Annotated in this window: 20 protein-coding genes; 5 read left to right on the top strand and 15 right to left on the bottom strand. The window is 60.8% G+C overall.

The features are described from left to right. Positions 1 to 156: 156 nt before the first annotated feature. The 11 genes from AAEZ03_RS07765 to AAEZ03_RS07715 form a co-directional block, all read right to left on the bottom strand. The gene (locus tag AAEZ03_RS07765) at positions 157 to 1,365 is read right to left on the bottom strand and encodes an acyl-CoA dehydrogenase family protein (protein WP_282363677.1); all 1,209 of its coding nucleotides are present in this window, start codon (positions 1,363 to 1,365) and stop codon (positions 157 to 159) included. A 24-nt stretch (positions 1,366 to 1,389) separates the two neighbouring features. Next, a complete protein-coding gene (locus AAEZ03_RS07760) occupies positions 1,390 to 3,102 on the bottom strand; it encodes a dipeptide ABC transporter ATP-binding protein (RefSeq protein ID WP_350577468.1) in 1,713 nt (570 codons plus the stop codon). Continuing rightward, a complete protein-coding gene (locus tag AAEZ03_RS07755) occupies positions 3,099 to 3,962 on the bottom strand; it encodes an ABC transporter permease (RefSeq protein WP_350577465.1) in 864 nt (287 codons plus the stop codon). Before AAEZ03_RS07755 ends, AAEZ03_RS07760 begins: the two co-directional genes overlap by 4 nt. Beyond that, positions 3,959 to 4,939 carry an ABC transporter permease gene (locus tag AAEZ03_RS07750; protein ID WP_350577462.1) on the bottom strand — a complete coding sequence of 327 codons (981 nt, stop codon included), beginning with the start codon at positions 4,937 to 4,939 and terminating at the stop codon, positions 3,959 to 3,961. Before AAEZ03_RS07750 ends, AAEZ03_RS07755 begins: the two co-directional genes overlap by 4 nt. 13 nt (positions 4,940 to 4,952) lie before the next feature. Next, positions 4,953 to 6,605 carry an ABC transporter substrate-binding protein gene (locus AAEZ03_RS07745; RefSeq protein WP_350577459.1) on the bottom strand — a complete coding sequence of 551 codons (1,653 nt, stop codon included), beginning with the start codon at positions 6,603 to 6,605 and terminating at the stop codon, positions 4,953 to 4,955. 232 nt (positions 6,606 to 6,837) lie between these two features. Further along, the gene (locus tag AAEZ03_RS07740; RefSeq protein WP_350577456.1) at positions 6,838 to 8,232 is read right to left on the bottom strand and encodes an LLM class flavin-dependent oxidoreductase; all 1,395 of its coding nucleotides are present in this window, start codon (positions 8,230 to 8,232) and stop codon (positions 6,838 to 6,840) included. An 11-nt stretch (positions 8,233 to 8,243) separates the two neighbouring features. Next, complete coding sequence (locus AAEZ03_RS07735; RefSeq protein ID WP_048388512.1) at positions 8,244 to 9,299, bottom strand: NADP(H)-dependent aldo-keto reductase; 1,056 nt, start codon at positions 9,297 to 9,299, stop codon at positions 8,244 to 8,246. A gap of 460 nt (positions 9,300 to 9,759) precedes the next feature. Continuing rightward, a complete protein-coding gene (locus AAEZ03_RS07730; RefSeq protein ID WP_153332688.1) occupies positions 9,760 to 10,530 on the bottom strand; it encodes a MetQ/NlpA family ABC transporter substrate-binding protein in 771 nt (256 codons plus the stop codon). Positions 10,531 to 10,564: 34 nt separating this feature from the next. Beyond that, positions 10,565 to 11,230 carry a methionine ABC transporter permease gene (locus AAEZ03_RS07725; protein ID WP_350577451.1) on the bottom strand — a complete coding sequence of 222 codons (666 nt, stop codon included), beginning with the start codon at positions 11,228 to 11,230 and terminating at the stop codon, positions 10,565 to 10,567. Between the two features lie 2 nt (positions 11,231 to 11,232). Then, a complete protein-coding gene (locus AAEZ03_RS07720) occupies positions 11,233 to 12,456 on the bottom strand; it encodes an SfnB family sulfur acquisition oxidoreductase (protein WP_350577448.1) in 1,224 nt (407 codons plus the stop codon). Between the two features lie 256 nt (positions 12,457 to 12,712). Beyond that, a complete protein-coding gene (locus AAEZ03_RS07715) occupies positions 12,713 to 13,918 on the bottom strand; it encodes an MFS transporter (RefSeq protein ID WP_350577446.1) in 1,206 nt (401 codons plus the stop codon). 121 nt (positions 13,919 to 14,039) lie between these two features. Between AAEZ03_RS07715 and AAEZ03_RS07710 the strand changes: the two genes are divergently transcribed. Then, positions 14,040 to 14,657, top strand: a complete 618-nt coding sequence (locus AAEZ03_RS07710) for a TetR/AcrR family transcriptional regulator (RefSeq protein ID WP_350577443.1) — start codon at positions 14,040 to 14,042, stop codon at positions 14,655 to 14,657. 10 nt (positions 14,658 to 14,667) lie between these two features. Here the strand turns inward: AAEZ03_RS07710 and AAEZ03_RS07705 are convergent, their stop codons facing one another. Beyond that, the gene (locus tag AAEZ03_RS07705) at positions 14,668 to 15,597 is read right to left on the bottom strand and encodes a LysR family transcriptional regulator (protein WP_262124064.1); all 930 of its coding nucleotides are present in this window, start codon (positions 15,595 to 15,597) and stop codon (positions 14,668 to 14,670) included. A 125-nt stretch (positions 15,598 to 15,722) separates the two neighbouring features. Here AAEZ03_RS07705 and araD1 point away from each other — a divergent pair, with 125 nt between their 5' ends. The 4 genes from araD1 (at position 15,723) to AAEZ03_RS07685 (ending at position 21,354) form a co-directional block, all read left to right on the top strand. Next, positions 15,723 to 16,721, top strand: a complete 999-nt coding sequence (gene araD1, locus AAEZ03_RS07700) for an AraD1 family protein (protein WP_048368913.1) — start codon at positions 15,723 to 15,725, stop codon at positions 16,719 to 16,721. 69 nt (positions 16,722 to 16,790) lie between these two features. Further along, entirely contained in the window at positions 16,791 to 18,110 is a 1,320-nt protein-coding gene (locus tag AAEZ03_RS07695; protein WP_048368912.1) for an MFS transporter, read from the top strand. A 23-nt stretch (positions 18,111 to 18,133) separates the two neighbouring features. Further along, the gene (locus AAEZ03_RS07690) at positions 18,134 to 19,690 is read left to right on the top strand and encodes a UxaA family hydrolase (RefSeq protein ID WP_350577440.1); all 1,557 of its coding nucleotides are present in this window, start codon (positions 18,134 to 18,136) and stop codon (positions 19,688 to 19,690) included. An 80-nt stretch (positions 19,691 to 19,770) separates the two neighbouring features. Then, the gene (locus tag AAEZ03_RS07685; protein ID WP_350577438.1) at positions 19,771 to 21,354 is read left to right on the top strand and encodes an aldehyde dehydrogenase (NADP(+)); all 1,584 of its coding nucleotides are present in this window, start codon (positions 19,771 to 19,773) and stop codon (positions 21,352 to 21,354) included. 3 nt (positions 21,355 to 21,357) lie between these two features. Here AAEZ03_RS07685 and AAEZ03_RS07680 read toward each other — a convergent pair whose 3' ends face one another. The 3 genes from AAEZ03_RS07680 to AAEZ03_RS07670 form a co-directional block, all read right to left on the bottom strand. Continuing rightward, positions 21,358 to 21,807, bottom strand: coding sequence for a hypothetical protein (locus AAEZ03_RS07680; RefSeq protein ID WP_278938523.1), 450 nt, complete (start codon positions 21,805 to 21,807; stop codon positions 21,358 to 21,360). Between the two features lie 339 nt (positions 21,808 to 22,146). Further along, the gene (locus tag AAEZ03_RS07675) at positions 22,147 to 23,427 is read right to left on the bottom strand and encodes a sensor histidine kinase (RefSeq protein ID WP_350577538.1); all 1,281 of its coding nucleotides are present in this window, start codon (positions 23,425 to 23,427) and stop codon (positions 22,147 to 22,149) included. Further along, positions 23,424 to 24,110, bottom strand: a complete 687-nt coding sequence (locus tag AAEZ03_RS07670; RefSeq protein WP_278940729.1) for a response regulator transcription factor — start codon at positions 24,108 to 24,110, stop codon at positions 23,424 to 23,426. Before AAEZ03_RS07670 ends, AAEZ03_RS07675 begins: the two co-directional genes overlap by 4 nt. Positions 24,111 to 24,162 lie beyond the last annotated feature (52 nt).

The following is a 24,162-nucleotide window of genomic DNA, read 5'->3' as shown; positions in this document are numbered from 1 at the left end:
GGCCAGCGTGGTTCAGCGGGGCCTCTTAGATCAAGATCAAAAACCAGATCAAGATCAAAAGATCGCGAGCAAGCTCGCTCCTACAGAACTGTGTTTGGTAAGAGTGAGCTTGCCTCGCGATCTTTTCGACCCGCGAGGCAACGGCTACAGCGTGTATTAAAACAATCCGGAGGTCGGTGGCGGCGTGCCTTTCAGTTGCCAGGAGCCAACGGCGGAGGCTTTCCAGTGGCGTGGGTTGTGGTTGGCCACCGTGCGCGCATTGCGCCAGTGACGGTCCAGGTTGTGCCCGCGCCCTGTGGTTGAGGCGCCGCCCACGTCGAACACCAGCTCGGCGGCCTTGAGCGCCGACTCGGCAGCAATGTATTGCGCCTGGGCCACATCGACAGCGGCCTGGTCGACCAAGTGCGGATCGAGGTCGCCCGCCCATGCCCGGTCAATGGATTCTGCCGCGTGCAACACCACTGCTTCGGCGGTGAAGGCCCGGGCCGAGATGTCACCGACGCTCAATTCAACATAAGGGTCGTCCACCGAGCGGCTGGCGCTGCTGTGTTTGATGGGCCGGGCGTGCTCGTTGGCAAACACAATGGCGTCGTTCAAGGCGTTGCGTGCAATGCCCGCCTGAACCGCGGCGAGGAACAATTGCAAAAACGGCGTGACAATTGTGCGCTTGCCCTCTTCCACCGTCCGTGTACGAATTTCGTCAGCCAGCACTTGCACGTTATTCAGGCGCGTGGTGCCACTGGCGGTCAGGCGCTGGCCCATCGCGTCAAAATCGTCGAGCAACTCCAGGCCCTTGCGGTTGCGCGGCAGGATAAACGAAACCGGTTGATCCTCTTCGTCCAACGCCACCGCGCTGACCCAGTCGGCGTACAGCGAGCCGGTGCTGTAATACTTGCTACCGGTGGCCCGGTAGTGCTCGCCGTCACGCACAATCCGCGCGCTGATCGAGCCGTTGGCGCCGCCCACTTCCCAGCCGGCATTGCCCACCACGATGCCGTCCAGGTAGCGAGCAAACCAGCGCTCGCGCTCGGTTTCGGCCTGTTCGCTGGAGGACGCCAGCAAGCCTTCGACAAAGCCGAACCCCGGGCGCAACGCCTGGGCGACGTTGGAATCGGCGGCGGCAATGCGGATCAATAAACGGATCACATCCTTGACCGAACCACCGCTGCCGCCATAACGCACGGGGATGCGCGTGGTGAAAAAACCGGCCTTGGCAATCTGCGCCACCGCATCAAACGGCAGCAGGCGATCACGCTCGCGTTGTGCGGCCCCCGCTGCAATGGTGGGCAATATTTCATCAGCCCGGACATTCAGTGTGTCGATCGTGGCAATAGCCTGTTCAGTTACAAGAGACAACGTAGTCATGACAATTCCTTAAGGTGTTCAAGCTTAAATAGCGATCTTCCACAGTTGCGATTCGTCAAATCGCAACGCCGTGCTTTCCGCTTCCAGCGGTGGCACCACCAGCTCACTGTCGGCGCCCGGCAAACGCGGCACTGCGCCCAAGAGGCGTTGGGTGTAAGCGTGTTTTGGATGTTCAAAAAGGTCTTCGACCGGGGCGCTTTCAACCACTTGGCCGCGACGCATCACCAGCACTTCGTCACTGACATGGCGGATCACGCCCAGGTCATGGGAAATAAACAGGTAGGCCAGCCCCAATGAGGCTTGCAGGTCGGCCAGCAGGTCCAGCACTTGCGCCTGCACCGAGACATCGAGGGCCGAGACCGGTTCGTCACAAATGATCACTTTAGGGTTGCTGGCAATGGCCCGGGCGATGGCCACCCGTTGCCGCTGGCCGCCCGACAGTTGCAAGGGACGGCGGCTCGCCAGCTCGGCCGGCAAGCGCACTTGCTCGAGTAACTCGCGGATCCGTGCGGGCTGCTGCGAAGCTGCTACACCGGCCACATCCAGCGCGTCGGCGAGGATCTGGCCGATGCTCCAGCGCGGGTCGAACGAACTCAGCGGGTCTTGATAAATCACGCTGATGTCACGTCGATGCACACGCCGGTCTTTTTCCGCCACCCGATCTGCGCCCGCCCCCGCCCAGGCCTGCCCCAGAAACTGCACCTGACCCGCATCCGGCTCCAGCAACCCCAGCACAATGCGCGCCACGGTGGTTTTGCCCGAACCGGACTCGCCGACGATGCCCAGCGTGCGCCCGGCGCGCAGTTCAAAGCTGACGTCATCGACCACTTGGCGAGATTGCTGATCGGGGCCGATGTAGCGTTTACCCAAACCGCTGGCCTTGAGCAGCACCGGCGAGTCAGCGCCCGGCCGAGGTTGCACAAGCTGCCCGCTGTTGTGCGACGACAGCCGCGTGCCCCGCGCATGTTCGGCCGGCACCGCGTCCAGCAACGCCTGGGTGTAGGGGTGGCTCGGGGTGCGCAAAACCTGCTGCATCGGACCCTGCTCAACCACCACGCCGTGGCGCAGCACCAGCACCTCATCGGCCAATTGCGCCACCACCGCCAAGTCATGGCTGATGATCAACAACGAATCCCCGCGAGCCTTGATTTCTTGCAGCACTTGCAGAATCTGCGCCTGCACCGTGGCATCCAGCGCGGTGGTCGGTTCATCGGCGATGACCAGCCCTGGGCTCAGCGCCAACGCACTGGCGATCAACGCACGCTGGCGCAGGCCGCCGGACAATTGATCGGGCCGCTGGCGGGCACGCAATTCGGGCTCGGGCACGCCAACTTTATCCAGCAATTCGATAACCCGCTCAGCGCGGCTGCGCCGGTCACCCCATTGGTGGGTCGTGAGCACTTCCAGAATCTCTTTGCCCACCGGGCGCAGCGGGTCAAGCGAGACCAACGCATCTTGCAGCACAAAGCCAATGCCTTTGCCGCGTAAACCGCGCCAGCCACGCTCAGACAACCCGAGCAAATCCTGCCCGCCATAACTCAAAGTGCGCGCCGTCACCCGCGCCCCGGCACCGGCCAGACCAATCAAGCTACGCGCCGTCACGCTTTTGCCAGAGCCCGACTCGCCCACCAGCGCAAGGGTCTTGCCCGGCGCCAGGGTAAACGACACATCGCGCACCACGGTCTGGCCGCCAAACTCAATGGACAGGCCCTCAACGATCAAGTGTTTATCGCTCATGACAGGCGCCCCTCCAGACGTTGTTGCAGATAACGGCCCGCGACCGTGGTCGACAGCGTGGTGAGGACGATGAACACCCCCGGAAAGAAGGTCAGCCACCAGGCGTTGGCGACAAAGTCGCGGCCCATGGACAGCATGGTCCCCCACTCCGGCGCGGGCGGCTTGGCGCCCAGCCCCAGAAAGCTCAGGGCCGAGGCCCAGACAATCGCCTGACCAATCCCCATGGTTAGAGTCACGATCAGCGGGCGCATGGCATTGGGTAATAGCTGGCGCAGGATGATCCGCCGCGTGGGGTGACCCAAAGCAACCGCCGCTTCGATGTAACCGGCATTGCGCACCGCCAGCACCTGACCGCGCACCATCCGTGCATAGCCCGGCGCTGCGCCCAGTCCGGTGGCAACAATCAACGGCCCGATGCCGCTGCCAAACACCGCCACAAACAGCAGCGCCAACACCAGGCTCGGGAACGCGAACAGTATTTCCAGCAACCAGCCAACCCCACGGTCAAGTCGCGCACCGCCAAGCCCGCCGAGCAACCCCAGGGCAATCGCAATGCTCATGGCCAGCACGGTGGCCGCCAGACCAATCAACAGCGACTGGCGGGTGCCGTAAATCACCCGCGAAAAAATATCCCGGCCAGACTGATCAGTGCCGAACCAATGCGCCCAACCCGGCGAATGAAACGCATCGTGCGGCACAATCGCCAGCGGGTCGGCATGGGTAAAGAGTTGCGGCACCAGCGCGGCAACGATCAAAAACGCCAGAAAAATCAGTGCCAGCAAAGGCCCCAGCGGCACCTGGCGTGACCTGCGTTGCACCCGCACACCCAGCAACTGCGTTTCGAGAGTCAGTGTGCTCATGCTGTTTTCCCCTGTTGACGAGGGTCGACCCACAGGTGCAACAGGTCGACCAAAATGTTGGCCAGCACATACACCGCCGCAACGGTCAAGCTGATACCGATGGTCAGCGGCAAGTCCTGCGCCTGCACCGCCTGATACAACTGACGCCCCAGCCCCTTGCGCGAAAAGATCACTTCAACCACCACCGCGCCACTGATCAAGGCGCCGATGGCCCAGCCCGACAACGAAATGCCGGGCAACACCGCATGGCGCAGCGCATGCTTGAAGCGCACGGCGGTTTCGCTCAAACCACGGGTCCGCGCGGTCAGCACAAAAGGTTGCTCCAGGGTCAGCTCCAGTGATTCTCGGGTGACCTGCGCAATAAACCCGGCCAGCGGCACCGCCAGCGCCACAGACGGCAACACCAGGGTTCGCCAGCCATCGCTACCGGCAGGCGGGAACCAGCGCAGCCCGAAGGCAAACACCGCCAGCAGCACCAGGCCTAGCCAAAAATGCGGCACGGCGGCCGAGACGGTTTCGGCAAACGAAGCCACCTTGGCCACCCAACGCTGGCGCCCGGCGGTCAACACGGTGAGCAACAGCACCAGCAGCCAGGCCAGGACCAATGAGGTAAACGTCAGTTGCAGGGTCGCCCACGATTGCTCGGCCAGCACGCGGGTCACCGGCAAGTGCTGCGAGTAAGACACCCCCAGATCGCCCTGGACCAGACGCCCCAGGTACAGCGCGTATTGCACCGCCAAGGGCTTGTCCAGGCCGTACTCGCGGGTGGCTTCGGCAATGGTCTCGGGCGACGGGTTGCCACTCGGGCCGCCGAGGATGGCCAGCACCGGGTCGCCCGGCATCAGCCGCAGGGCAAAGAAGGTCAGGGTCGCCACCGCCCACAGCACCAGCAGCCCGCCCGCCACACGCCAGACGGCGCGTCGCCCCACCTGCAGCCAGCGCTCGCGCTGCGGATTTACAGTCTCGACTCGGCTCATTGGTTCACCCTTTTCATTTATTGACCCAGGCGTCATACAAATACGTCACCGCCAAAGACGGCTCCAGGCGCACGCCCTGGGTGGTCTTGTAGATGCCCAGGCGTGAGCTTTGCGGGTACGTGGTCAGTTGCAGGTATTGGCTGGAGGCAATCTGCTGCGCCTTGTAATACAGCGCCTTGCGCTGCTCAGGATCTTGCGTGGTCAAGGCTTGCTGGATCAGCCCGTCAAACGCCGTATCGCTGAAACCGGCGGTGTTCTGGTGATAACCGCCGACACCCGCCGGGCGAATAAACTCCGAGCCAAAAATGATCCGCAGCACGTCGGGGGTATTGGTGTTCCAGTAACCGATGCGAATGTCGTAGTCCCAGTCCGCCTGGCGCTGAGTGGCCTGCACATCACTCATTTGGTCGATGATCAGTTGAAACCCGACCGCCCGAGTGGTCGCTTGCACCTGCTCCCACAAGGTGTACTCCGAGGGCGGCGTGCGGTTGCCCATCACCACATGCACCTGCAAGCGCTTGCCGTCACGAGTGCGATAGCCTTCGCTGTCACGTCCGGTCCAGCCGGCCTCATCAAGCAATTGCGCCGCGCGCGCCGGGTCGTAGTCCTGGGCGTGTTCGAAGTCCGGGCTGTAAAAGCGGGTCGCCGAACTCAGCGGGCCACCGGCACGGGGGAACTCGCTGAAATACACACTTTTGAGCGCGCCCTCGACATCCGAACTGCGCACAAAAGCTTCGCGCACCTTGAGGTCATTAAACGGCGCACGGGTGATATTCAGCGTGCCGTTTGTGGGGTTGCCCGGCCGCAAGGCCACCAATACCGTAAGGTCCGGGTTGCGTCGGGCGGCCTCATGGGATTCGGGCGGCAGCGTCTCGATCACATCGACCTCTCCGGCTTGCAGCGAGGCGAAGCGCACCGATGGCTCCTGAATGAACTTCCAGACGATGCGCTCCAGCCACGCCGGGCCTTGATGCCTGGCGGTGGGTGGCGCCCAGTTGTAATCCGGGTTGCGCACCAGCTCGACCTGGCTTTGCCGGTCCCAGCGGACGATCTTGAACGGGCCGCTGCCCACCGGGCTTTCGCAGTTTTCATCGCGCGAGCGAAGCAGCGCGGTGGGCGACTCTATGCCCAGAAAACCCTGGGCCAGGACCTCCAGAAACGCCGCGTACGGGGTGGCCAAGTGCACCACCGCCGTATGGTCATCGAGTACATCGGTGCTGCGGTATTGGCGGATATAACCGCCCGCCGTACTCGATTGGGTTTTCGGGTTGGCCATGTGATCGAGGTTGGCCTTGACCGCAGCCGCGTTGAACGGCGTGCCGTCGGTGAAATGCACGTCATCGCGCAAATGGAAGGTGTACGTCAGGCCATCGGTCGAGACCTCCCAACTTTTCGCCAGCCAGGGCCCGATCTGGCCTTGGTCATCCATCGACACCAGCGAGTCGAGGTACTGCTGGCCGATAAACACCTGCGGCATGTCACCCGCCACATGCGGGTCGAGGCACGTGGGCTCGCGGTCGGTGGCATAAATCAACGTCCCGCCGCTGACCGGTTTGTCGCTGCGCGCAACGGTTGAGGTTTCCTGCCCGCAGCCGACCAGTACCGAGCACAGGGTTGCGATACCGAGCAACGGAAAGTTTCGAATAAAGGGGGAAATATTGCGCATGGGGCCTGCTGCCTTAAGTCCGGGACTTAGGCATTGCACAAGCCATGCCGGGTTTTTCGCCCAGCAAACAGGCGCAAATCGGCGTTGGGAGGGAGTCAAAAGCAACAGTCTGTGCAGCGACTGTTGGTGGGCCAACAGTTGGCTAAAAACCCACTGTAGGAGCGAGCTTGCCTCGCGATCTTTTTAAAGATCAAAAGATCGCGAGACGAGCTCGCTCCTACAGGTGATGTGTTCAGAAACGTAATGGCGTGGCCGGTTGTTGCAACAGCGCCGGGTCGCGATAACGAGCGCCGAAATGATCAGCGGGCAAACGCGCCTGCCCCGAACCAAACAGGCGTTCGCGCAGGGTTTCGCCTTCGTTGTAGCGCTCACGGAAACGACCACGGCGGCGCAGTTCCGGGATCACCAGCTCAATAAAATCCCGAGCCGTTTCAAACGACAGGTACTGGCGCAAATTGATCCCGTCGATGCCGTCGACATCCAGCCATTTCTCGATTTCATCCGCCACCACGGTCGGCGTACCCGCCACAAAGAAACGCTCGCGGTTAAACCCGGAGAACTGCGACAACACGGTGCCGATGGTCCACTCGGGTTTGTAGCGCTGCAGACTCTCCCAGCCGTCGACTTTAAGCTCGATCAAATCACTGATCAGCGCATCGCCGGGGTAAGCGGTCAGGTCAATTGCTGATTGGTGATGGGCCAGCGACGCTTCGACGCTCATCAGCTTGCGATAGCTGTCGAGCTTGCGGCTGACTTCTTCGTCAGTCCGGCCCACGATCACCCCGGCCATGACGATAAATTTCAGCCCCGCCGGGTCACGCTCATGGGCGATGGCCTTGTTGCGCATGGCCTGGATATTCGCACGCACGGCCGGAGTGTCGAGACCGCCGGTAAACACCACTTCGGCATGCCGCCCGGCAAATTCGATACCGGCTGGCGAACCGGTTGCCTGGAACAATACCGGCGTGCGCTGACGCGAAGGCTGGCACAGGTGCGGCCCGGCCACGCTGAAGTGCTCACCCACGTGGTTGATGTAACGGACCTTGTGCGGGTCGGTGTACACCCGTTGTTCACGGTCGATAATCACCGCGTCATCGTCCCACGAGCCTTCCCACAGCTTGTAGAGCACATCCAGGTATTCATCGGCGATTTCATAGCGGCGGTCGTGCACGACCTCGGTGTCATGCCCGAAGTTACGCGCGGCATTGGGCAGGTACGAGGTCACGATGTTCCAGCCCACCCGGCCCTTGGTCAGGTGATCCAGGGTGCTCATGCGCCGGGCAAAGGCAAACGGCGGCTCGTACGTGGTTGAAAACGTCGCGCCAAAGCCGAGGTTTTTGGTCACGGCGGCCATGGCCGGAATGACCATCAACGGATCGTTGCTAGGGATTTGCATGGCCTCGCGCAGGGCGGTTTCCGGACCGTTGCGAAAACGGTCATAGGTGCCGATCACGTCGGCCAGAAACACCCCGTCAAAGGTGCCGTATTCCAGCAGTTGCGCCAGCTCGGTCCAGTAATCCAGATCATTGAAGCGGTGACGGTTGTTCTCGGGATGCACCCACAGGCCGTGAACGATATGGCTCACGCAGTTCATTTCAAACAGATTGACGTGCAGTTGCTTGGGCATCGCCCGTACTCCTATGGCGCAGGGTTGGGGACACGCTGATGGACGGCCTCGATGCGCGCCAGAATCTCCGGGCTGAGGCTTACATTGATTGCGCTGAGGTTGTCGCGCAATTGCACGAGGCTGGTTTGCCCGGTCAGCGCGCTGGCCACAAAGGGTTTGTTGATGACGTAAGCCAGGGCCAATTGCGCCGGGGTCAGGTCGTGCTCCCGAGCGATGTCCACATAGCCTGCGATGGCTTCTTGGGCCAGCGGGCTGTCGTAGCGATTGAACGTGCGGTACACCGAGGTCAGACGCGAACCTTCAGGGCGGGCGCCACCGAGGTACTTGCCGGTCAAGGTGCCAAACGCCAGCGGCGAATACGCCAACAGGCCTACGCCTTCGCGATGGGTGAATTCTGCGAGGCCGCCCTCGTACAGGCGGTTCAGCAAGCTGTAGGGGTTTTGGATGCTGACAATGTTCGGCAGGCCCAGGCGCTCGCTCTGCTTGAGGAACTCGGCCACGCCCCACGCCGTTTCGTTGGACACACCAATGTGGCGGATCTTGCCCGCCTTAACCTGATCGGCCAGCACCGAGAGGGTTTCTTCGATGGCCACGCTTTGCGTGTCTTCGGCGTACGGGTATTCACGCAGGCCGAAAAAATTGGTCGGGCGATCAGGCCAGTGCAGTTGATAGAGATCGAGGTAGTCGGTTTGCAGGCGCTTGAGGCTACCGTCCAGGGCTTCGACGATGTTGCGCCGGTCATGTCGGGTCAGGCCATCGCGAATATGCAATTGGCCACCCGGCTCGCGGGCCGGGCCAGCAATTTTGCTCGCCAGCACGATGTCAGCACGGCGCGCGCTGTTGGCGCCCAGCCAGTTGCCGATGTAGCGTTCGGTGGTACGCCAGGTGTCGCCGCGAGTGGGCGTGGGGTACATCTCGGCGGTGTCGATCAGGTTGACGCCTTCAGCCAGCGCCAGTTCGATTTGCTGATGAGCGTCGCTTTCGGTGTTTTGGTGGCCCCAGGTCATGGTGCCGAGGCCCAGAACGCTGACGTTAATGCCGCTGTTACCCAGTTGACGGTAGTGCATGAGAGGTCCTTTTAGCTGGCAATCAATACAAACACCTTGAGTGTTTATGACTGCCAGGAACCTATGCACCTAACATGCCACGGGCACCAACCTCAGCTATAACAGCGGATTAGCCCTGCACGCTGGGCAATGTGTTGTTGAACCGTGTGCAATGTGCTCATGAAGTGTTGGGCAACCAACATGTTGATTTGTTTGCTTCGCGATCGTTTAAACGATCAAAAGATCGCGAGGCAAGCTCGCTCCTACAGTATTTATGGCGACTCTACTGTGCCGCCTTCGCAATTGCGTTGATTCGGATTTTCGGTACAGCCTTGCTGATAACTCAAGTATTGGCAGCCCGCACATAGAACAACAAGGCTCAACAGCATCCATCGCAGTGTCATACGTTCTCCTGGGTCAGCGGGTTATTTATCTTCAATAGCCTAGCTGACATAAGAGAACACAGACGTTTAATGCCGATTTAAAAGCCTGGCACGATCTGGCCTTTGTAACGGGTCAGGATAAATTGACGCACGGCATCAGAGTGCAAAGCTTTGGCCAGCTTCTGAATACGCGGGTCATTGATGTTGTCCGGGCGTGCCACCAGGTACTCGACGTACAAGTCTTTGCCCTTCTCGACAATCAACGCGCTGTTGGTGTCGATACCCGCTTCCAGCGCGTAGTTGGCAAACACAAAGGCCAGGTCCACCTGGCTCACGGAACGGGCCAGCATCGCGCCTTCCAGCTCACGGATTTTCAAGTGCTTGGGGTTGGTCACGATGTCACGGGTGGTCGACTGCGGGTCGCCAGGGTTTTTAAGCGTGATCAGCTTGGCCTCTTCAAGCAGCACCAGAGCACGACCGGCGTTGACCGGGTCATTGGGGATGGCCACTGAAGCGCCGTCCTTCAGCTCGGCGATGTTTTTGATTTTGGTCGAGTACGCGCCAAACGGCTCGATATGCACGCCCACTACCGGGACCAGATCCGTGTGGCGTTCCTTGTTGTACTCATCCAGAAACGGCCGGTATTGGTAGTAGTTGGCATCGATGTTTTTAAGCGCGAGTTGCTGGTTGGGCTGGATAAAGTCGTTGAACACTTTGATCTGCAGATCAACGCCTTCCTTGGCCAGCTCAGGCTTAACAAACTCAAGAATTTCGGCATGGGGCACCGGCGTGGCACCGACCACTAACTTTTCATTGGCCTGAGCGCTAAAGGCGGCCATCACGGCCACCAGAGCAAGAAGCTTTTTCATTGCACAAACTCCGAACAATCAAAAATGAGCCGTCTCAGCGACGGCTGTAATGGGACACCAGACGGTCACCGGTCATTTGCAGCCCTTGTACCAACAGGACCAGCAAGGCCACGGTGACCACCATGACGTCAGTCTGAAAACGCTGATAACCAAAGCGGATTGCCAGGTCACCCAAGCCCCCGCCACCGATCACACCGGCCATCGCGGTGTAATCCACCAGTACGATTGCGGCCACCGTGACGGCTGCAATCAGCCCCGGCCGGGACTCTGGCAACAAGGTGTGCCAGATGATTTGCCAGGTCGTGGCGCCCATGGACTGGGTGGCCTCCACCAGGCCGCGATCGACTTCACGCAGCGCGGTTTCCACCAACCGCGCAAAGAACGGCGTGCAGCCCACCACCAATGGCGGAATGGCACCCGCCACCCCCAGCGAGGTGCCGGTGATCAAGGTGGTCACCGGGATCAGCACAATCAGCAAGATGATGAAGGGCAACGACCGCAGGATATTCACCACCATCGACAGCACCCGGTAGATGCCGGGTTTGGCGTGCAACTGCTGCTTGCCGGTGAGGTACAGCAACACCCCCAGCGGCAGCCCCAGCAACACGGTAAAACCCAGGGCCATGCCGAGCATGCTCAGGGTGTCGAGGCAGGCCTGGCCGATTTCCGGCCAGTTAATATTGCTCAGCAGCGCGTCCATGGTTATGACCAGTCATGACGCGGCGGATTGACCCCGTTCAGCAGCCAGTTGCCGACCACGTGGTACTTCCAGCGCACCGGGTCATGCAGGGTGTGCACGCGGGCGTTGCGCCAGTGGCGATCATGGTTGTGACGCGCCAGCGAGGAGCGCGTACCGCCCAATTCGAACAGACGGTTGCTGGCTTCCAGGGCGATTTCAGTGGTCAGCACCTTGGCTTTGGCCACTGCTACCGAAGCGCGCGCCACGCCGTTTTCACCGGGGTTTTCGCGCTCGCGGTCGAGGACTCGTCCCGCCCGCTCAAGCAAGGCTTCAGAAGCGTCCAGCTGGATGCTCAATTTGCCGATCTGGATGATGGTCAGCGGGTCTTCGCTGGCCTTGTCCAGCCCCGAGTCGATCCATGGGCGAGCGTGATCACGCACAAAGCTCAGGGTGTCGCGCAAGGCGGCGCGGGCAATGCCAGCATCAATGGCGGCGGTGGTGATTTGCGCAATCGGCCCGGCCAAGGTCGGGTTTTCATAAGACTGGTACGTCTTGAACACGTTAAAGGCCGGCACCCGCAGGTTTTCTGCGAGCACCGTGCCGCTGGCGGTGTTGCGCTGGCCAATGCTCGACCAGTCATCCACCACGGTCAGGCCCGGCGTGCGCCGCGGCACAAACGCCAAGTGCGCTTTGTCGTCGGCATTCAGCGCCAGCACCCCCAGCCAATGGGCGTACAACGAGCCGGTGCAGTAGCCTTTACGGCCATTAATCACCACCTCATCGCCTTCGCTGACAAAGCGCGTCTGGATGTCTTGCACGGTCTTGCCGCCGGTTTCAGAAATCGCATTGGCAAAGCGGTTGCCCTTGAGCGCCAGCCCCAGGAACCAGGCCTTCTGCTCTTCTGTGCCTTGCAGGCGGATGTCTTCGAGCAGGCAGTAATGGTTCTGCGGGATCTGCCCGAGGGAAGCGTCGGCCGCCGAAATGATGGCGATCACCTCGGCCAGCGTGGCGAACGACACCTCAGCACCGCCGTACTCCTTGGGCACGGTAATGCCCCACAGGCCGCTGTTGGAGAACACGTCCACCACCTCAGCAGGTACTTCGCGCTGGCGGTCGCGCTCGGCATCACCTTCGAGTAAAAAAGCGGCGACTTTATGGGCGACTTCAATGGCTTCTGCGTCCGTGCGGATGACATGGGCATCGGGAACAGACAGTGGGTAATGGGCGTCGGCTGGGGTGTTCGACATGGGGTTCTCACTCTTTACTCGTGTTTAATCGCCAACAGATGCGATCGTTATTCACAACAGAGCAGAATCCATGCCAGATAATTTTTTGTTTAAATTCAGTAAGTTATGGTTTGTTCGAAGCGTAAATAGTTGGTCTGGCAACAGTCTGTAGAACAACTGTTGCCAGGCCAACACTGCCTGCGCAAACCCAGGCTCACAGCCTTCGTGCCTCGGCAGTTCCTGCAGGTTTAGCGACACGCAGGCGATCTTATGAACATCAATGGCCGACGACGGCAGCCCCGGCCTGGCGCTGCCCCGTGGGGAAACCATGCTGGCGAGCGTTGAACACGATCAACAACCCTGCCAGCAACAACACCAGCAACGCCCAGGGCAACGCACTCACACCGACTTGATCGAGCAGCACGCCACCCGTGAGTGCTCCGGCAGCGATGGCGCTGTTCCAGACCACCACGTTCATCGACAACGCCACATCGGCGCCCTCACCTGCCGCGTCTGCCAGCGCCGTCTGCAGCAAGGTTGCCGCGCCGCCAAAGGACAGGCCCCAGATGAAAATACCGACGTACACCACCGGCGCAGACTGGAAGAACAAGCCAAACAACAGGGCAATCGCGGTAAACGCCGCAAGGCTGACCAGCACCACCCTGCGTAAATGGCTGTCGACCAGACGACTGGTCAGCCAGATGCTCAACAGCGCCGCCAGGCCAAATACCAGCAACACAAGATCCACCTCATCGGCCAGGCCCGCTGGCGTCACAAACGGGGCGATGTAGGTGTAGAGCATGTTGTGCGCGAGCATCCAGGTCATCACCACCGCAAGCACGGAGCGCACCCCGGGTGTCAGCAATACCTGGCGCAAGCCGATGCGCCGGGCGCTGGCCTGCCCCGGATAATCCGGCACTTTGACCAGCACCCAGACAATCAGCACCACGGTCAGTATCGACATCAGGCCGAAGGCGCTGCGCCAGCCCATTAGCGCCCCCAGCCAAGTGCCCAGCGGCACACCCAGTGACAACGCGATCGGCGTACCGACCATCGCCACCGCCATGGCACGGCCCTGCAAGTGCGGGGCAACCATACGCCGTGCATACCCCGCCAACAGGCTCCAGGCCAGACCGGCCGAGGCGCCCGCGCAAAAGCGCGCCACCAGGGTCACGCCATAGTGTGACGACCACGCCGTGATCGAGTTGAACAGCAGAAAACCCACGATAGTCAGCAGCAAGACATTGCGCCGCCGCCAGCCCTGGGTGGCGATGGTCAAGGGAATCGCCGCCAGCAACGAGCCCAGCGCGTAGACCGTGACCATCTGCCCGGCCATTGCCGAGGAAATCTCAAGGCCGCCGCTGATTTGGGTCAGCAAACCTGCCGGCAAGGTCTCGGTGACAATGCAGATAAACCCGGTCATGGCCAGCGCCAGCAGCGCGCCCATGGGTAATCGTTCAGTGGTGTCGCGCTCTTCAGCCATCGCCTGTTACAGCCTGTCTTAGTTATGTATCGATAGGTGCAGATGTTGGCAATGCAAAAGCGATTGGTCAACGACTTTTGTATCGACTAGTATTTATGTCTTGTGAAGAAGGAGGCTGACAATGGCCCAGATGGGACGCCCACGTACGTTTGACCGTGACGCGGCAATCACTCAAGCCATGCACCTGTTTTGGCAGCACGGCTACGACGCCACCTCGCTGAGCCAGCTCAAGGCGAACATCGGCTCTGGCATTTCGGCGCCGAGTTTTTATGCCGCTTTTGGTTCCAAGGAGGCCTTGTTCAAAGAGGTCATGGAACGTTATCTGAACTCCCATGGCCGCGTGACCGAGAGCCTGCAAGACCCCGGCATTGCCCCGCGTGAAGCCATCGAACTGGCGTTGCGCCGCTCGGCCCGCATGCAATGCGAGCCGGGACACCCGCGTGGTTGCCTGGTAACGCTGGGGCTGATGAGTGCGTGTTCGGCTGAAACCCTGGAGATATGCGCGCCACTGGCCCAGGCACGCGCACGCAACCGGGCCGGGTTTATTGCCTGCATCGAGCGCGGCGTCGCCTCAGGTGAACTGTCCGCGCAGACCCACGTTGTTGCGTTGGCCACGGTGTTTGAGAGTTTTTTGCTGGGGCTGACGACGCTTGCCCGGGACGGCCTGGAGCACGCAGTACTGGACGCCGCTGTCACCCAGGTGATGAGCGCATGGGATGTGATGCGCGTGGCCGCGTAAAGGCCTGCATTCATGTCTGTTTTTGGCGGGTCAGTTCATCAATCAGCAGTTGAGTCGGGGCGGTTAATGCCACGCCTTTGCGGGTGACGATTTCGTACGGCTCGCTGCGTGATTTCAAGTCCAGTGCCAAGCGCATCAGCATGCCGTGGGTCACCGCCATTTGCGCAACGTCCACCGGCATTACGGCGACCAGTTGCGGGTCCTGCAAGAGCAATGACAGCGTGGTGAAGGTCGATGAGGTTTCAATCGGATACGCCGGAAAGTTAAGCCCCGCTTCCCTGAACTCCCGCTCAAGGGTCAGGCGCATGGGCATGTTGACCGGGAACACCACCCACGACGAATCTGCCAGTTCGCTCAACGCCAGCGACGTACGGCGGGCAAACCGGTGCGCAGTGTTAGCGACCACGATCAGCGGCTCCTGCTCGCGCAGGCGGCTGTCATAAGCCGCCGGATGTTTGCTGACGCTGGTGCGGCATATGGCCAGGTCCAGGCGCCCTTCGTCGAGTAATCCCAACAGGCGAGCGCTGGTGTCTTCGACGATTTCTACCGATAACTGCGGCTGTTTGGCGCGCAATTGCGCCAGGCATTCCACCAGCACCGGCACTGCGCCCATGATCACCCCCACCGACAGACGGCCGCCATGGCCTTGCAAAATGCCGAGCATTTCTTCGCGCAGGTGTGCCACATCGGTGTGTATCAAACGCGCGTAACGAATCACGCAACGCCCCAGATCATTGGGCGTCAGGCCTTTGGGCGTGCGCTCGAACAGGGTTGCGCCCAGCGTCGATTCAATTTCGTGCAGCGCCTTGGTCGCGCCGGGCTGGGTAATTGCCACAGACTCGGCGGCCTTGTGCAGCGAGCCGAATTCGTCCAGCGCAATCAACAACCGCAGTTGTTTGAGGCGCAGCCGGGAAATGATGGTGGTCAGGGATGGCAGCATGGGGATGACTATTGGTTATCGCTCAATCAGCATCTGTCATTAGGCAGCATCCCTGACAAAAATTAAAGTGAGCGCCAGAAGGGGTTAACGACCCGCCATAAAAATAATCTGCGAGAGTTCACTGTATGCGCTTGATCCAGTTTGAAACAGCTCAAGGCCAGCGCCACGTCGGGGTGATCGAAGGCGATGAGATCCACGTGGTGCTGGGCACCGAAACCACCCGCGAACTGGCTCTGGAGGCCATTCGTAAAGGCCACGGTCTGGTCGCTGAAGTGCTGGCCCGTGGCACCGAGGCAAGTCCTGTCAGTTATAGCCAGACACTGGAGCAAGGCCGCGTACTCCCGCCGCTGGACCATGCAGACCCGGCCCACTGCCTGATCAGCGGCACCGGCCTGACCCACTTGGGCAGCGCCTCGACACGCGACAAGATGCACCAGCAAAACGCAGCCGATCACAGCGCCATGACCGACACCGCACGTATTTTTCAGTGGGGCATAGAAGGTGGCCGCCCGGCATCCGGCACGGTGGGCGTGCAACCGGAGTGGTTCTACAAGGGTGACGGCTCGATCGTGGTTCGCCCCGGCAGTGCGTTCAGCAAACCGACCTTCGCTGAAGATGCCGGTGAAGAACCCGAGCTGACCGGCCTGTATGTAGTGGGCGACGATGGCAAGCCCTACCGCGTAGGCTTTGCGCTGGGCAATGAGTTTTCTGACCACGTCATGGAGCGCCGTAACTACCTGTACCTCGCGCACTCTAAATTGCGCAATTGCAGTTACGGCCCCGAGCTGCGTGTCGGCGAGCTGCCGCGTCACCTGACCGGCATGAGCCGCATCCTGCGCGGGAACGAGGTAGTCTGGGAAAAAGAGTTTCTCAGCGGTGAAGACAACATGTGCCACAGCCTGGAAAACCTTGAATACCACCACTTCAAGTACCCGCAGTTCCTGCGCCCTGGCGATGTGCACGTGCATTTCTTTGGCACCGCCACTCTGTCGGTGGCCGACAACATTCACACCCAGGAAGGTGACCGCTTCGAAATCAGCATGCCGGAGTTCGGCGCACCGCTGATCAACGGCATACAGGCAGGCACCGCTGAACTGCCAGCCGGGCATGTCGTAACGTTGTAGCAAGGCTTTGTGGGCTTGCCTGCAAGCCCACTCCCCGCTTGATAAAAAACATAAAAAAGCGAGACGAACATGAACAGCAAAATTGCACCGGCCGCCCCCAGCCAGGCCGCCGGGCTTGCAGACGCCTCACGACCTACCACGGTGCGCTGGCGCATATTTTTGATCCTGCTGCTGTTGTCGGCGATCAACTACATCGACCGCGCGTCACTGTCGGTGGCCTTGCCACTGATTTCCAGCGAATTTGAAATGACCCCGGCCCTGGAAGGCCTGATGCTCAGCGCGTTCTTTTGGTCCTATGCGCTGATGCAAATTCCTGGCGGCATGCTCCTGGACCGTTTTCAGGTGCGCAATATCGTCGGTGTGGCGACCGTGGGCTGGGGCTTCTTCCAGGCCATCGCAGGGGGCGCCCACAGCTGGATGACCTTGCTCGCCACCCGTATCGGTCTGGGCGTTGCCGAATCACCGATCATGCCCGCCGGGGCCAAGCTGAACGGTGCCTGGCTGACGCCCAATGAGCGGGGCCGCGGGGCAACCCTGGTGGATGGCGGCGCACCCTTGGGCACAGCCTTTGGCGCCATCATCATCGCGGGCCTGATTACCTGGTTCGACTCGTGGCGCATTGCGTTCGTGATCGCCGGTGTCGGCACCATGATCGTCGGTGTCTGGGCCTGGTGGTACATCCGTAATAACCCGGCCGAACACCCTAAAGTCAACGCAGCTGAACTGGCCTATATCACCAACGCCAATGCCGAGGCGGCGAAAACCAACGGCGAACGCAAAGCCATCCTCAAAGACTTGCTGAAAAGCCGTTCAGTATTGGCCATGTTCGCCGGGTACGCCTGCTACAACAGCGTGTTCTACGGCTTGCTGACCTGGATGCCGAGCTACCTGCACAAGGCGCACAACCTCGATATCAAAGCCATGGGCGGTGCAACCTTCCTGATCTTTATGTGCGGGTTTATCGGCGAGATCTTCGGCGGTTGGCTGGCGGACAAATGGAAAGACGCAGGCGGCGCACCGAACAAGGTGATGCGCACCATGTTCGGCGGTTCGGCGGCGATTGCTGCGCTGTGCATCCTGCTGGTGGCCTACACCCCGGACGCTTTCACCGTGATTTCGCTGCTTTGCGTGGCCCTGTTTTTCATTCGCTGGTGCGGCATGTACTGGTGCTTGCCAGCCATTTTGGGCGGTAAATCCAAGGCGGGCGTACTGGGCGGCAGCATGAATTTCTGCGGCAACATGGTCGGTGTCATCGTACCGATCCTGATCGGCCTGATCGTGCAGTTCACCGGTTCGTACTTCCTCGCGCTGATCTTCTTCGTGGTGATGGCTTTCGGTCTGATGCTGTTCTCATCCCTCATCGACTACCGCGAGCGCGGTCTGGCCTGAGCCTTTCACTGAGGTAACTGTTGATGCAACTCATAACTAAAACAGGCAGTGAAAATGCTGCCAACGCCGTGATTCGACTCAACCCGCTGGACGATGTGCTGATTGCCCGCCAGCCCATTCCCAAAGGCCTGATCCTTGAGTCCGAAGGGCTGACAGCGCTGGACGCCATCCCTTCGGGCCACAAGATCGCGACCCGTGATCTGCAGGCCGGCCAGGCGCTTCGCCGTTATGGGCAGATCATTGGCTTCGCCAGCCAGCCGATCAAAGCCGGTGAACACGTGCATGTGCACAACCTGGCCATGGGGGATTTTTCGCGCGATTACGCCTTTGGTGTGGATGCGCGGGGGATTCATACGCCCGACCAAGACACCTTTATGGGCATCGTGCGCCCGGATGGCCGCGTCGCTACCCGTAACTACGTGGGCATCCTGACCTCGGTGAACTGTTCGGCGACGGTGGCCAAGGCCATCGCCGATCACTTTCGCCGCGACATCAACCCGCAGGCCCTGATCGACTACCCCAACGTGGATGGCGTGGTCGCCCTGACCCACAGTTTTGGGTGCGCAGTCGACCCCGGCGGTGAAGCTCTGGCCATGCTGCGCCGGACCTTGGGCGGCTATGCGATTCACCCCAACTTCGCCTCGGTGCTGATGATCGGTCTGGGCTGTGAAACCAACCAGATCGCGGATTTGCTGGAGGCCCAGGGCCTGGAAAAAGGTGAGTTCCTGCGCGCCTTTACCATCCAGGGCACGGGCGGCACGTCGAAAACCATTGCCAGCGGCATTGAGCAGGTTAAATCCCTGCTGGCCGAGGCCAACCGCGTCGAGCGTGAGCCGGTCAGTGCCAAACACTTGATCATCGGCTTGCAATGCGGCGGTTCCGATGGCTACTCGGGCATCACCGCCAACCCGGCGCTGGGCAATGCGGTAGATCGCCTGGTCGCAGCGGGCGGGACTGCAATCCTTTCCGAGACCCCGGAAATCTATGGCGCCGAGCACTTGCTCACACGCCGTGCGGTCAGCCGTGAAGTCGGTGAAAAGCTGATCAAGCGGATTCACTGGTGGGAAGACTACTGCAAGCGCATGAATGCCGAGCTGAACAACAACCCGTCGGCGGGCAACAAGGCCGGTGGCTTGACCACCATCCTCGAAAAATCCCTGGGCGCCGTGGCCAAAGCCGGTTCCAGTGACCTGGTCGATGTCTACGAATACGCCGAGACGGTGCGCGCCCACGGCCTGGTGTTTATGGACACGCCGGGCTACGACCCGATTTCGGCCACCGGCCAGGTGGCGGGCGGCGCCAACCTGATTGCGTTCACCACAGGGCGCGGTTCGGCCTATGGCTGCGCGCCCTCGCCGTCGATCAAGCTGGCCACTAACACCCGCCTGTGGGAGACCCAGGAAGAAGACATGGACGTGAACTGCGGCGGCATTGCCGACGCCAGCATGACCATCGAAGAACGCGGCGAGTACATCTACCGCCTGATGTTGCGCATCGCCTCCGGTGAGCGCAGTAAAAGCGAGCAGCACGGTTACGGCCAAAACGAATTTGTGCCATGGCAGATCGGTGCAATTACCTAAGCCCGTGATGACACACCACACCTGTGGGAACCGGGCTTGCCCGCTCCCACGGGTTTCATTGTTTTTTCAAGGAGATGGACATGACCCAGATTACCGGCCAGAACTTTATTGGCGGCCAGCGCAGCGGCGCTGGCGCTGTTCATTTGCAAAGCCTGGATGCAACGACCGGTGAAGCCCTGCCGTATCAGTTTGTGCAGGCCACCGACGCCGAAGTAGACGCCGCCGCCAACGCGGCCAGCGCCGCCTTCGCGGCCTTTCGCAGTTTGCCCGCCAGCCGCCGTGCGGAATTTTTAGAAGCCATTGCCGAAGAAATCGACGCGCTGGGCGACGCGTTTGTGGCCATCGTTTGCCGTGAAACCGCCCTGCCCGCCGGGCGTATTCAGGGTGAGCGCGGCCGCACCAGCGGGCAGATGCGTTTGTTTGCCCAGGTACTGCGGCGCGGCGATTTTTATGGCGCGCGGATCGATCAGGCCCTGCCCGAACGCCAACCGCTGCCTCGCGCGGATCTGCGCCAATACCGCATCGGCGTCGGCCCGGTCGCCGTTTTCGGCGCCAGTAACTTTCCGTTGGCGTTCTCCACCGCAGGCGGCGACACCGCAGCGGCACTGGCTGCCGGTTGCCCGGTGGTGTTCAAGGCCCACAGCGGCCACATGGCAACCGCCGAATGGGTGGCGCAGGCGATTATTCGAGCTGCTGAACGCACCGGTATGCCTGCGGGCGTGTTCAACATGATCTACGGCGCCGGGGTTGGCGCAACGCTGGTCAAGCACCCGGCGATTCAAGCAGTCGGCTTTACCGGCTCACTGTCGGGCGGTCGCGCCCTGTGTGACATGGCGGCGGCACGTCCGCAACCGATCCCGGTATTTGCCGAGATGTCGAGCATCAACCCGGTGGTGTTGCTGCCAGAAGCCTTGCAACAGCGCGGCGAACAGATCGCCAAAGAGTTGGGTGGCTCGGTGATGCTCGGCGCCGGTCAGTTCTGCACCAGCCCTGGCCTGGTGCTGGGGATTGCCTCACCAGCGTTCAGCGCCTTTGTCGATGCACTGGGCTCGTTTTTCAGCGCCCAACCGGCGCACACACTGCTCAATGCCGGTGGCCTGAAAAGCTATGTCAAAGGTCTCAGCCATTTGGCTTCGGTCGAAGGCATTCGCCATCTCGCAGGTTCGCAACAACAGGGCAATCAGGCGCACCCGCAGCTGTTCCAGGCCGATGCCAGCCTGCTGATCGGCGGTGCCGAGGTGCTGCAAGAAGAAGTCTTTGGCCCGACCACCATCGTCATTGAAGTGGCCGACAAAGCGCAGTTGCTGCAAGCGCTGCACAGCCTGCACGGTCAACTCACGGCCACGCTGATCAGTGAGCCTGCGGACTTGCAAGCCTTTGCCGAAGTGGTGCCGGTACTTGAGCACAAGGCTGGCCGCTTGCTGATCAACGGCTACCCGACCGGGGTTGAGGTGTGTGATGCCATGGTCCATGGCGGGCCTTATCCGGCGACATCGGATGCCCGTGGCACATCGGTCGGCAGCCTAGCCATCGACCGTTTCCTGCGTCCGGTGTGTTTCCAGAACTACCCGGACAGCCTGCTGCCCGATGCGCTCAAGAACGCCAACCCGCTAGGAATCCAGCGCCTGCTCAATGGTCAGCCAAGCCGTGAGGCGCTGAACTGATGCTTACTGGTCAGCCGCGTAAATAACCGTTTGCGCGCTGTCCGGGGCCACGGACTTGAGGGTGAAGTAGGTGTCACCCTCATCCGTGAGAATCTCGTACTGCACTTTGCTCGGCACACGATTCGAGACGCTGACGTGCTTGATGATTTTCAGCACGCGCTGGAATTTCACATTCTGGGTACCGTTCTGGGCGGGGCCGGTGAGCACATTGACGGTCTGAAACCAGTCTTGATTCTTCTTGTGCGACACCAACGTATCGGTCAATGCCTCAAAGCGTTCAAGGCGGGTAAACCCCCACAAGGTTTGCTCTGCCGACGCCTTGCCCTGGGCGTTCGAACCGGTAAACACAAACAGATTAATGGCCGGATTGTCTTCGCAAAAAAAATCGTAGGGCACCAGCCCATCGACCATTTTCTTGCCCGCGACAAAGCCTTTTTTATGCACCAAAAACATGTTCACCTCCACTCAATGGCATCACCACAACCTCAGACAGTGCTGAGCGGGAAGTCTACGGGGGCAAGGCGTACAGAGCCGTCAAGGCTATGTAATATCGTGTAAAGATCACAAAACCTGTGGAGCGAGCTTGCCTCGCGATCTTTTGATCTTGGCTCTTTTTTCGGCCGCTGTGCGCCCGGACGTAGCCTCGCAAGGCTCGTCAACTGCTACGGGGGGTGTTTGCTCGCAGCCTTCGTGCCTTGTCAGCGACTACAGGGTGTACGCGATTCAAACTGTAGGAGCGAGCTTGCCTCGCGATCTTTTGATCTTTTATGAGATCGCGAGGCGAGCTCGCTCCTACACGGGGTCTTTGGGCAGGCTGATTTCTACGGTGAGGCCGCCCGAGGGCTGGTTGTAGGCGACGATGGTGCCGCCGTGCATTTCCACCGAGCGTGAAGCAATTGCCAGCCCTAACCCAAAACCGCCACCGGGTTCGCTGGCGCCGCGCTCGAAGGGCTGGAAAATGCTCTTCAGGCGCGGTTCTTCAACCCCCGGCCCATGGTCGGTAATTTGCACTTGCAAGCTGTTGCCCGCCAGGCTGGTCTGGGTGGTTACCCGCACACGCGTGCCGGGGCGGGTATGGCGAACGGCGTTACGAATCACGTTTTCAAAGCAGCGATACAGCAGTTCACCGCTCACCCGGCTGACAAACGGTGGGCCCGCCTGCAAGGTGACTTCGCAGTCTTTGACCCCCGCCTCAAACTGCGCATCTTCAACGATCAATCGGAGCAATTCGATGATGTCGACCAGCTCCCGCTCGATGCTGTCGGGCCGCCCCTGAACGCGGGCCAGGGTCAGCAGCGCTTCAATCAGGGTGTCCATGCGCACCGACTCGCGCTCGATGCGCTCGACCATTTCTTTACGCCCAGGGTCTTGATGCAACAGCCCGATCGCCACTTGCATGCGCGTCAGCGGTGAGCGCAATTCGTGGGAGATGTCATGCAGCAAGCTCTGTTGCGCCTCGACCAGCAGCCTCAGCTGGTTGGCCATGCGGTCGCAGTCTTCGGCCAGGTCGACGATTTCATCACGGCGCCCGCCCATCATCGGTTTAACCCGCGTCCCGAATCGGCCCTGGGCCACGTCACTCATGGCGCGGCGCAAAAAGGTCAACGGCCAGGTCAGGTAAAAGGCCATGTAACCGCTGAACAACGCGCTCATCACCGTGCCGATAATCAACGGCATCAGGCCCGGCCCTTCGCCAAACTCCGGCCCGGGCTCGCCGTGTTCACCCGGCGCGCGGGTCGAGCGGATAAACAGTTCGATGCCTTCCTTGCTCAGCACCGCGCGCTCAAACACCGGGTGCAATACGGGTGACCCGGCCAGCAATTGCCCGCTGCTGTCATACACGCCAATGGCCTGGTCATCGGGGTGGCGCCAGACCGTGAGCAACTGCATGCCCGACTCGACACCAAAGGTTTCAAGCAGGTGAATTTCGCTGGTCAGGATGGTGTCGAGGTGCGGGTCTCCCGGTTTTGATTTACTCAGGATCACAAAGCCCATGCCGACAAAAAACGTCAACGTGGTGGCCAGCCAGAACGCCAGAAACAGCTTCCAGAACAGTCGACTCGCTTTCATTATTCAGCGATCAACAGGTAGCCCAGGCCGCGCACGCTCTGGATCCAGGCTTTGGCATCAGGACGCGGGCCGAGTTTTTGCCGAATGCTGCTGATGTGCACGTCTATGCGCCGGTCATAGCGGGTCAACGGGCAGCCCAGGGCATTGAGCGACAAATCTTGCTTGCTCACCACTTGCCCGGCGCAGCGGGCCAGTTCTTCGAGCAGGCTGAATTCCGTGCTGGTCAGGCCCAGCTCATTGCCTTGCCACAGCGCCTGGCGTTTGCCGGGCCAGAGCACCAACTGCCCGGTTTTGATGACCTCGGTCGCGGTCTGGTCAGGGGCAGGATTGACCCGACGCATGATCGCCCGCAAGCGCGCCACCAGTTCACCCGGCGAGCTGGGTTTGGGCACGTAGTCATCCGCGCCCAGCTCAAGGCCGGTGATGCGGTCAATGTTGTCGCCACGGGCGGTCAGCAACACCACCGGCACCTGGCTGCGCGCACGAATGCGCCGCAGCACTTCGATCCCCGACAGCCGGGGCAACATCACGTCCAGAACAACAATGCTGTAGCGACCGGACAACGCCTGGACTTCGCCCTCTTCGCCGCTGTGCACGGCGGTCGCAGCAAAACCTTCGCGCTCCAGATATTCACTGAGCAGTGCAGTCAGTTCCTGGTCATCGTCGACGAGCAATACACGGATCATGGCGAACTCTTGCAAAGGGGGGCCAGGCATTATCGTAGCTGAACCGTGCAGC

The organism is Pseudomonas sp. HY2-MNA-CIBAN-0224 (assembly GCF_040310285.1).
GTDB classification, from domain to species: Bacteria; Pseudomonadota; Gammaproteobacteria; order Pseudomonadales; family Pseudomonadaceae; genus Aquipseudomonas; species Aquipseudomonas helleri.
The sequence above is the reverse complement of the archived record's forward strand: the minus strand, read 5'-3'. Positions and strand labels throughout refer to the sequence as shown.

Coding starts and splice junctions, on each gene's coding strand:
- AAEZ03_RS07765 (WP_282363677.1), bottom strand. CDS start 1,365: ATGACTACGTTGTCTCTTGTAACTGAACAGGCTATTGCCACGATCGAC.
- AAEZ03_RS07760 (WP_350577468.1), bottom strand. CDS start 3,102: ATGAGCGATAAACACTTGATCGTTGAGGGCCTGTCCATTGAGTTTGGC.
- AAEZ03_RS07755 (WP_350577465.1), bottom strand. CDS start 3,962: ATGAGCACACTGACTCTCGAAACGCAGTTGCTGGGTGTGCGGGTGCAA.
- AAEZ03_RS07750 (WP_350577462.1), bottom strand. CDS start 4,939: ATGAGCCGAGTCGAGACTGTAAATCCGCAGCGCGAGCGCTGGCTGCAG.
- AAEZ03_RS07745 (WP_350577459.1), bottom strand. CDS start 6,605: ATGCGCAATATTTCCCCCTTTATTCGAAACTTTCCGTTGCTCGGTATC.
- AAEZ03_RS07740 (WP_350577456.1), bottom strand. CDS start 8,232: ATGCCCAAGCAACTGCACGTCAATCTGTTTGAAATGAACTGCGTGAGC.
- AAEZ03_RS07735 (WP_048388512.1), bottom strand. CDS start 9,299: ATGCACTACCGTCAACTGGGTAACAGCGGCATTAACGTCAGCGTTCTG.
- AAEZ03_RS07730 (WP_153332688.1), bottom strand. CDS start 10,530: ATGAAAAAGCTTCTTGCTCTGGTGGCCGTGATGGCCGCCTTTAGCGCT.
- AAEZ03_RS07725 (WP_350577451.1), bottom strand. CDS start 11,230: ATGGACGCGCTGCTGAGCAATATTAACTGGCCGGAAATCGGCCAGGCC.
- AAEZ03_RS07720 (WP_350577448.1), bottom strand. CDS start 12,456: ATGTCGAACACCCCAGCCGACGCCCATTACCCACTGTCTGTTCCCGAT.
- AAEZ03_RS07715 (WP_350577446.1), bottom strand. CDS start 13,918: ATGGCTGAAGAGCGCGACACCACTGAACGATTACCCATGGGCGCGCTG.
- AAEZ03_RS07710 (WP_350577443.1), top strand. CDS start 14,040: ATGGCCCAGATGGGACGCCCACGTACGTTTGACCGTGACGCGGCAATC.
- AAEZ03_RS07705 (WP_262124064.1), bottom strand. CDS start 15,597: ATGCTGCCATCCCTGACCACCATCATTTCCCGGCTGCGCCTCAAACAA.
- araD1 (WP_048368913.1), top strand. CDS start 15,723: ATGCGCTTGATCCAGTTTGAAACAGCTCAAGGCCAGCGCCACGTCGGG.
- AAEZ03_RS07695 (WP_048368912.1), top strand. CDS start 16,791: ATGAACAGCAAAATTGCACCGGCCGCCCCCAGCCAGGCCGCCGGGCTT.
- AAEZ03_RS07690 (WP_350577440.1), top strand. CDS start 18,134: ATGCAACTCATAACTAAAACAGGCAGTGAAAATGCTGCCAACGCCGTG.
- AAEZ03_RS07685 (WP_350577438.1), top strand. CDS start 19,771: ATGACCCAGATTACCGGCCAGAACTTTATTGGCGGCCAGCGCAGCGGC.
- AAEZ03_RS07680 (WP_278938523.1), bottom strand. CDS start 21,807: ATGTTTTTGGTGCATAAAAAAGGCTTTGTCGCGGGCAAGAAAATGGTC.
- AAEZ03_RS07670 (WP_278940729.1), bottom strand. CDS start 24,110: ATGATCCGTGTATTGCTCGTCGACGATGACCAGGAACTGACTGCACTG.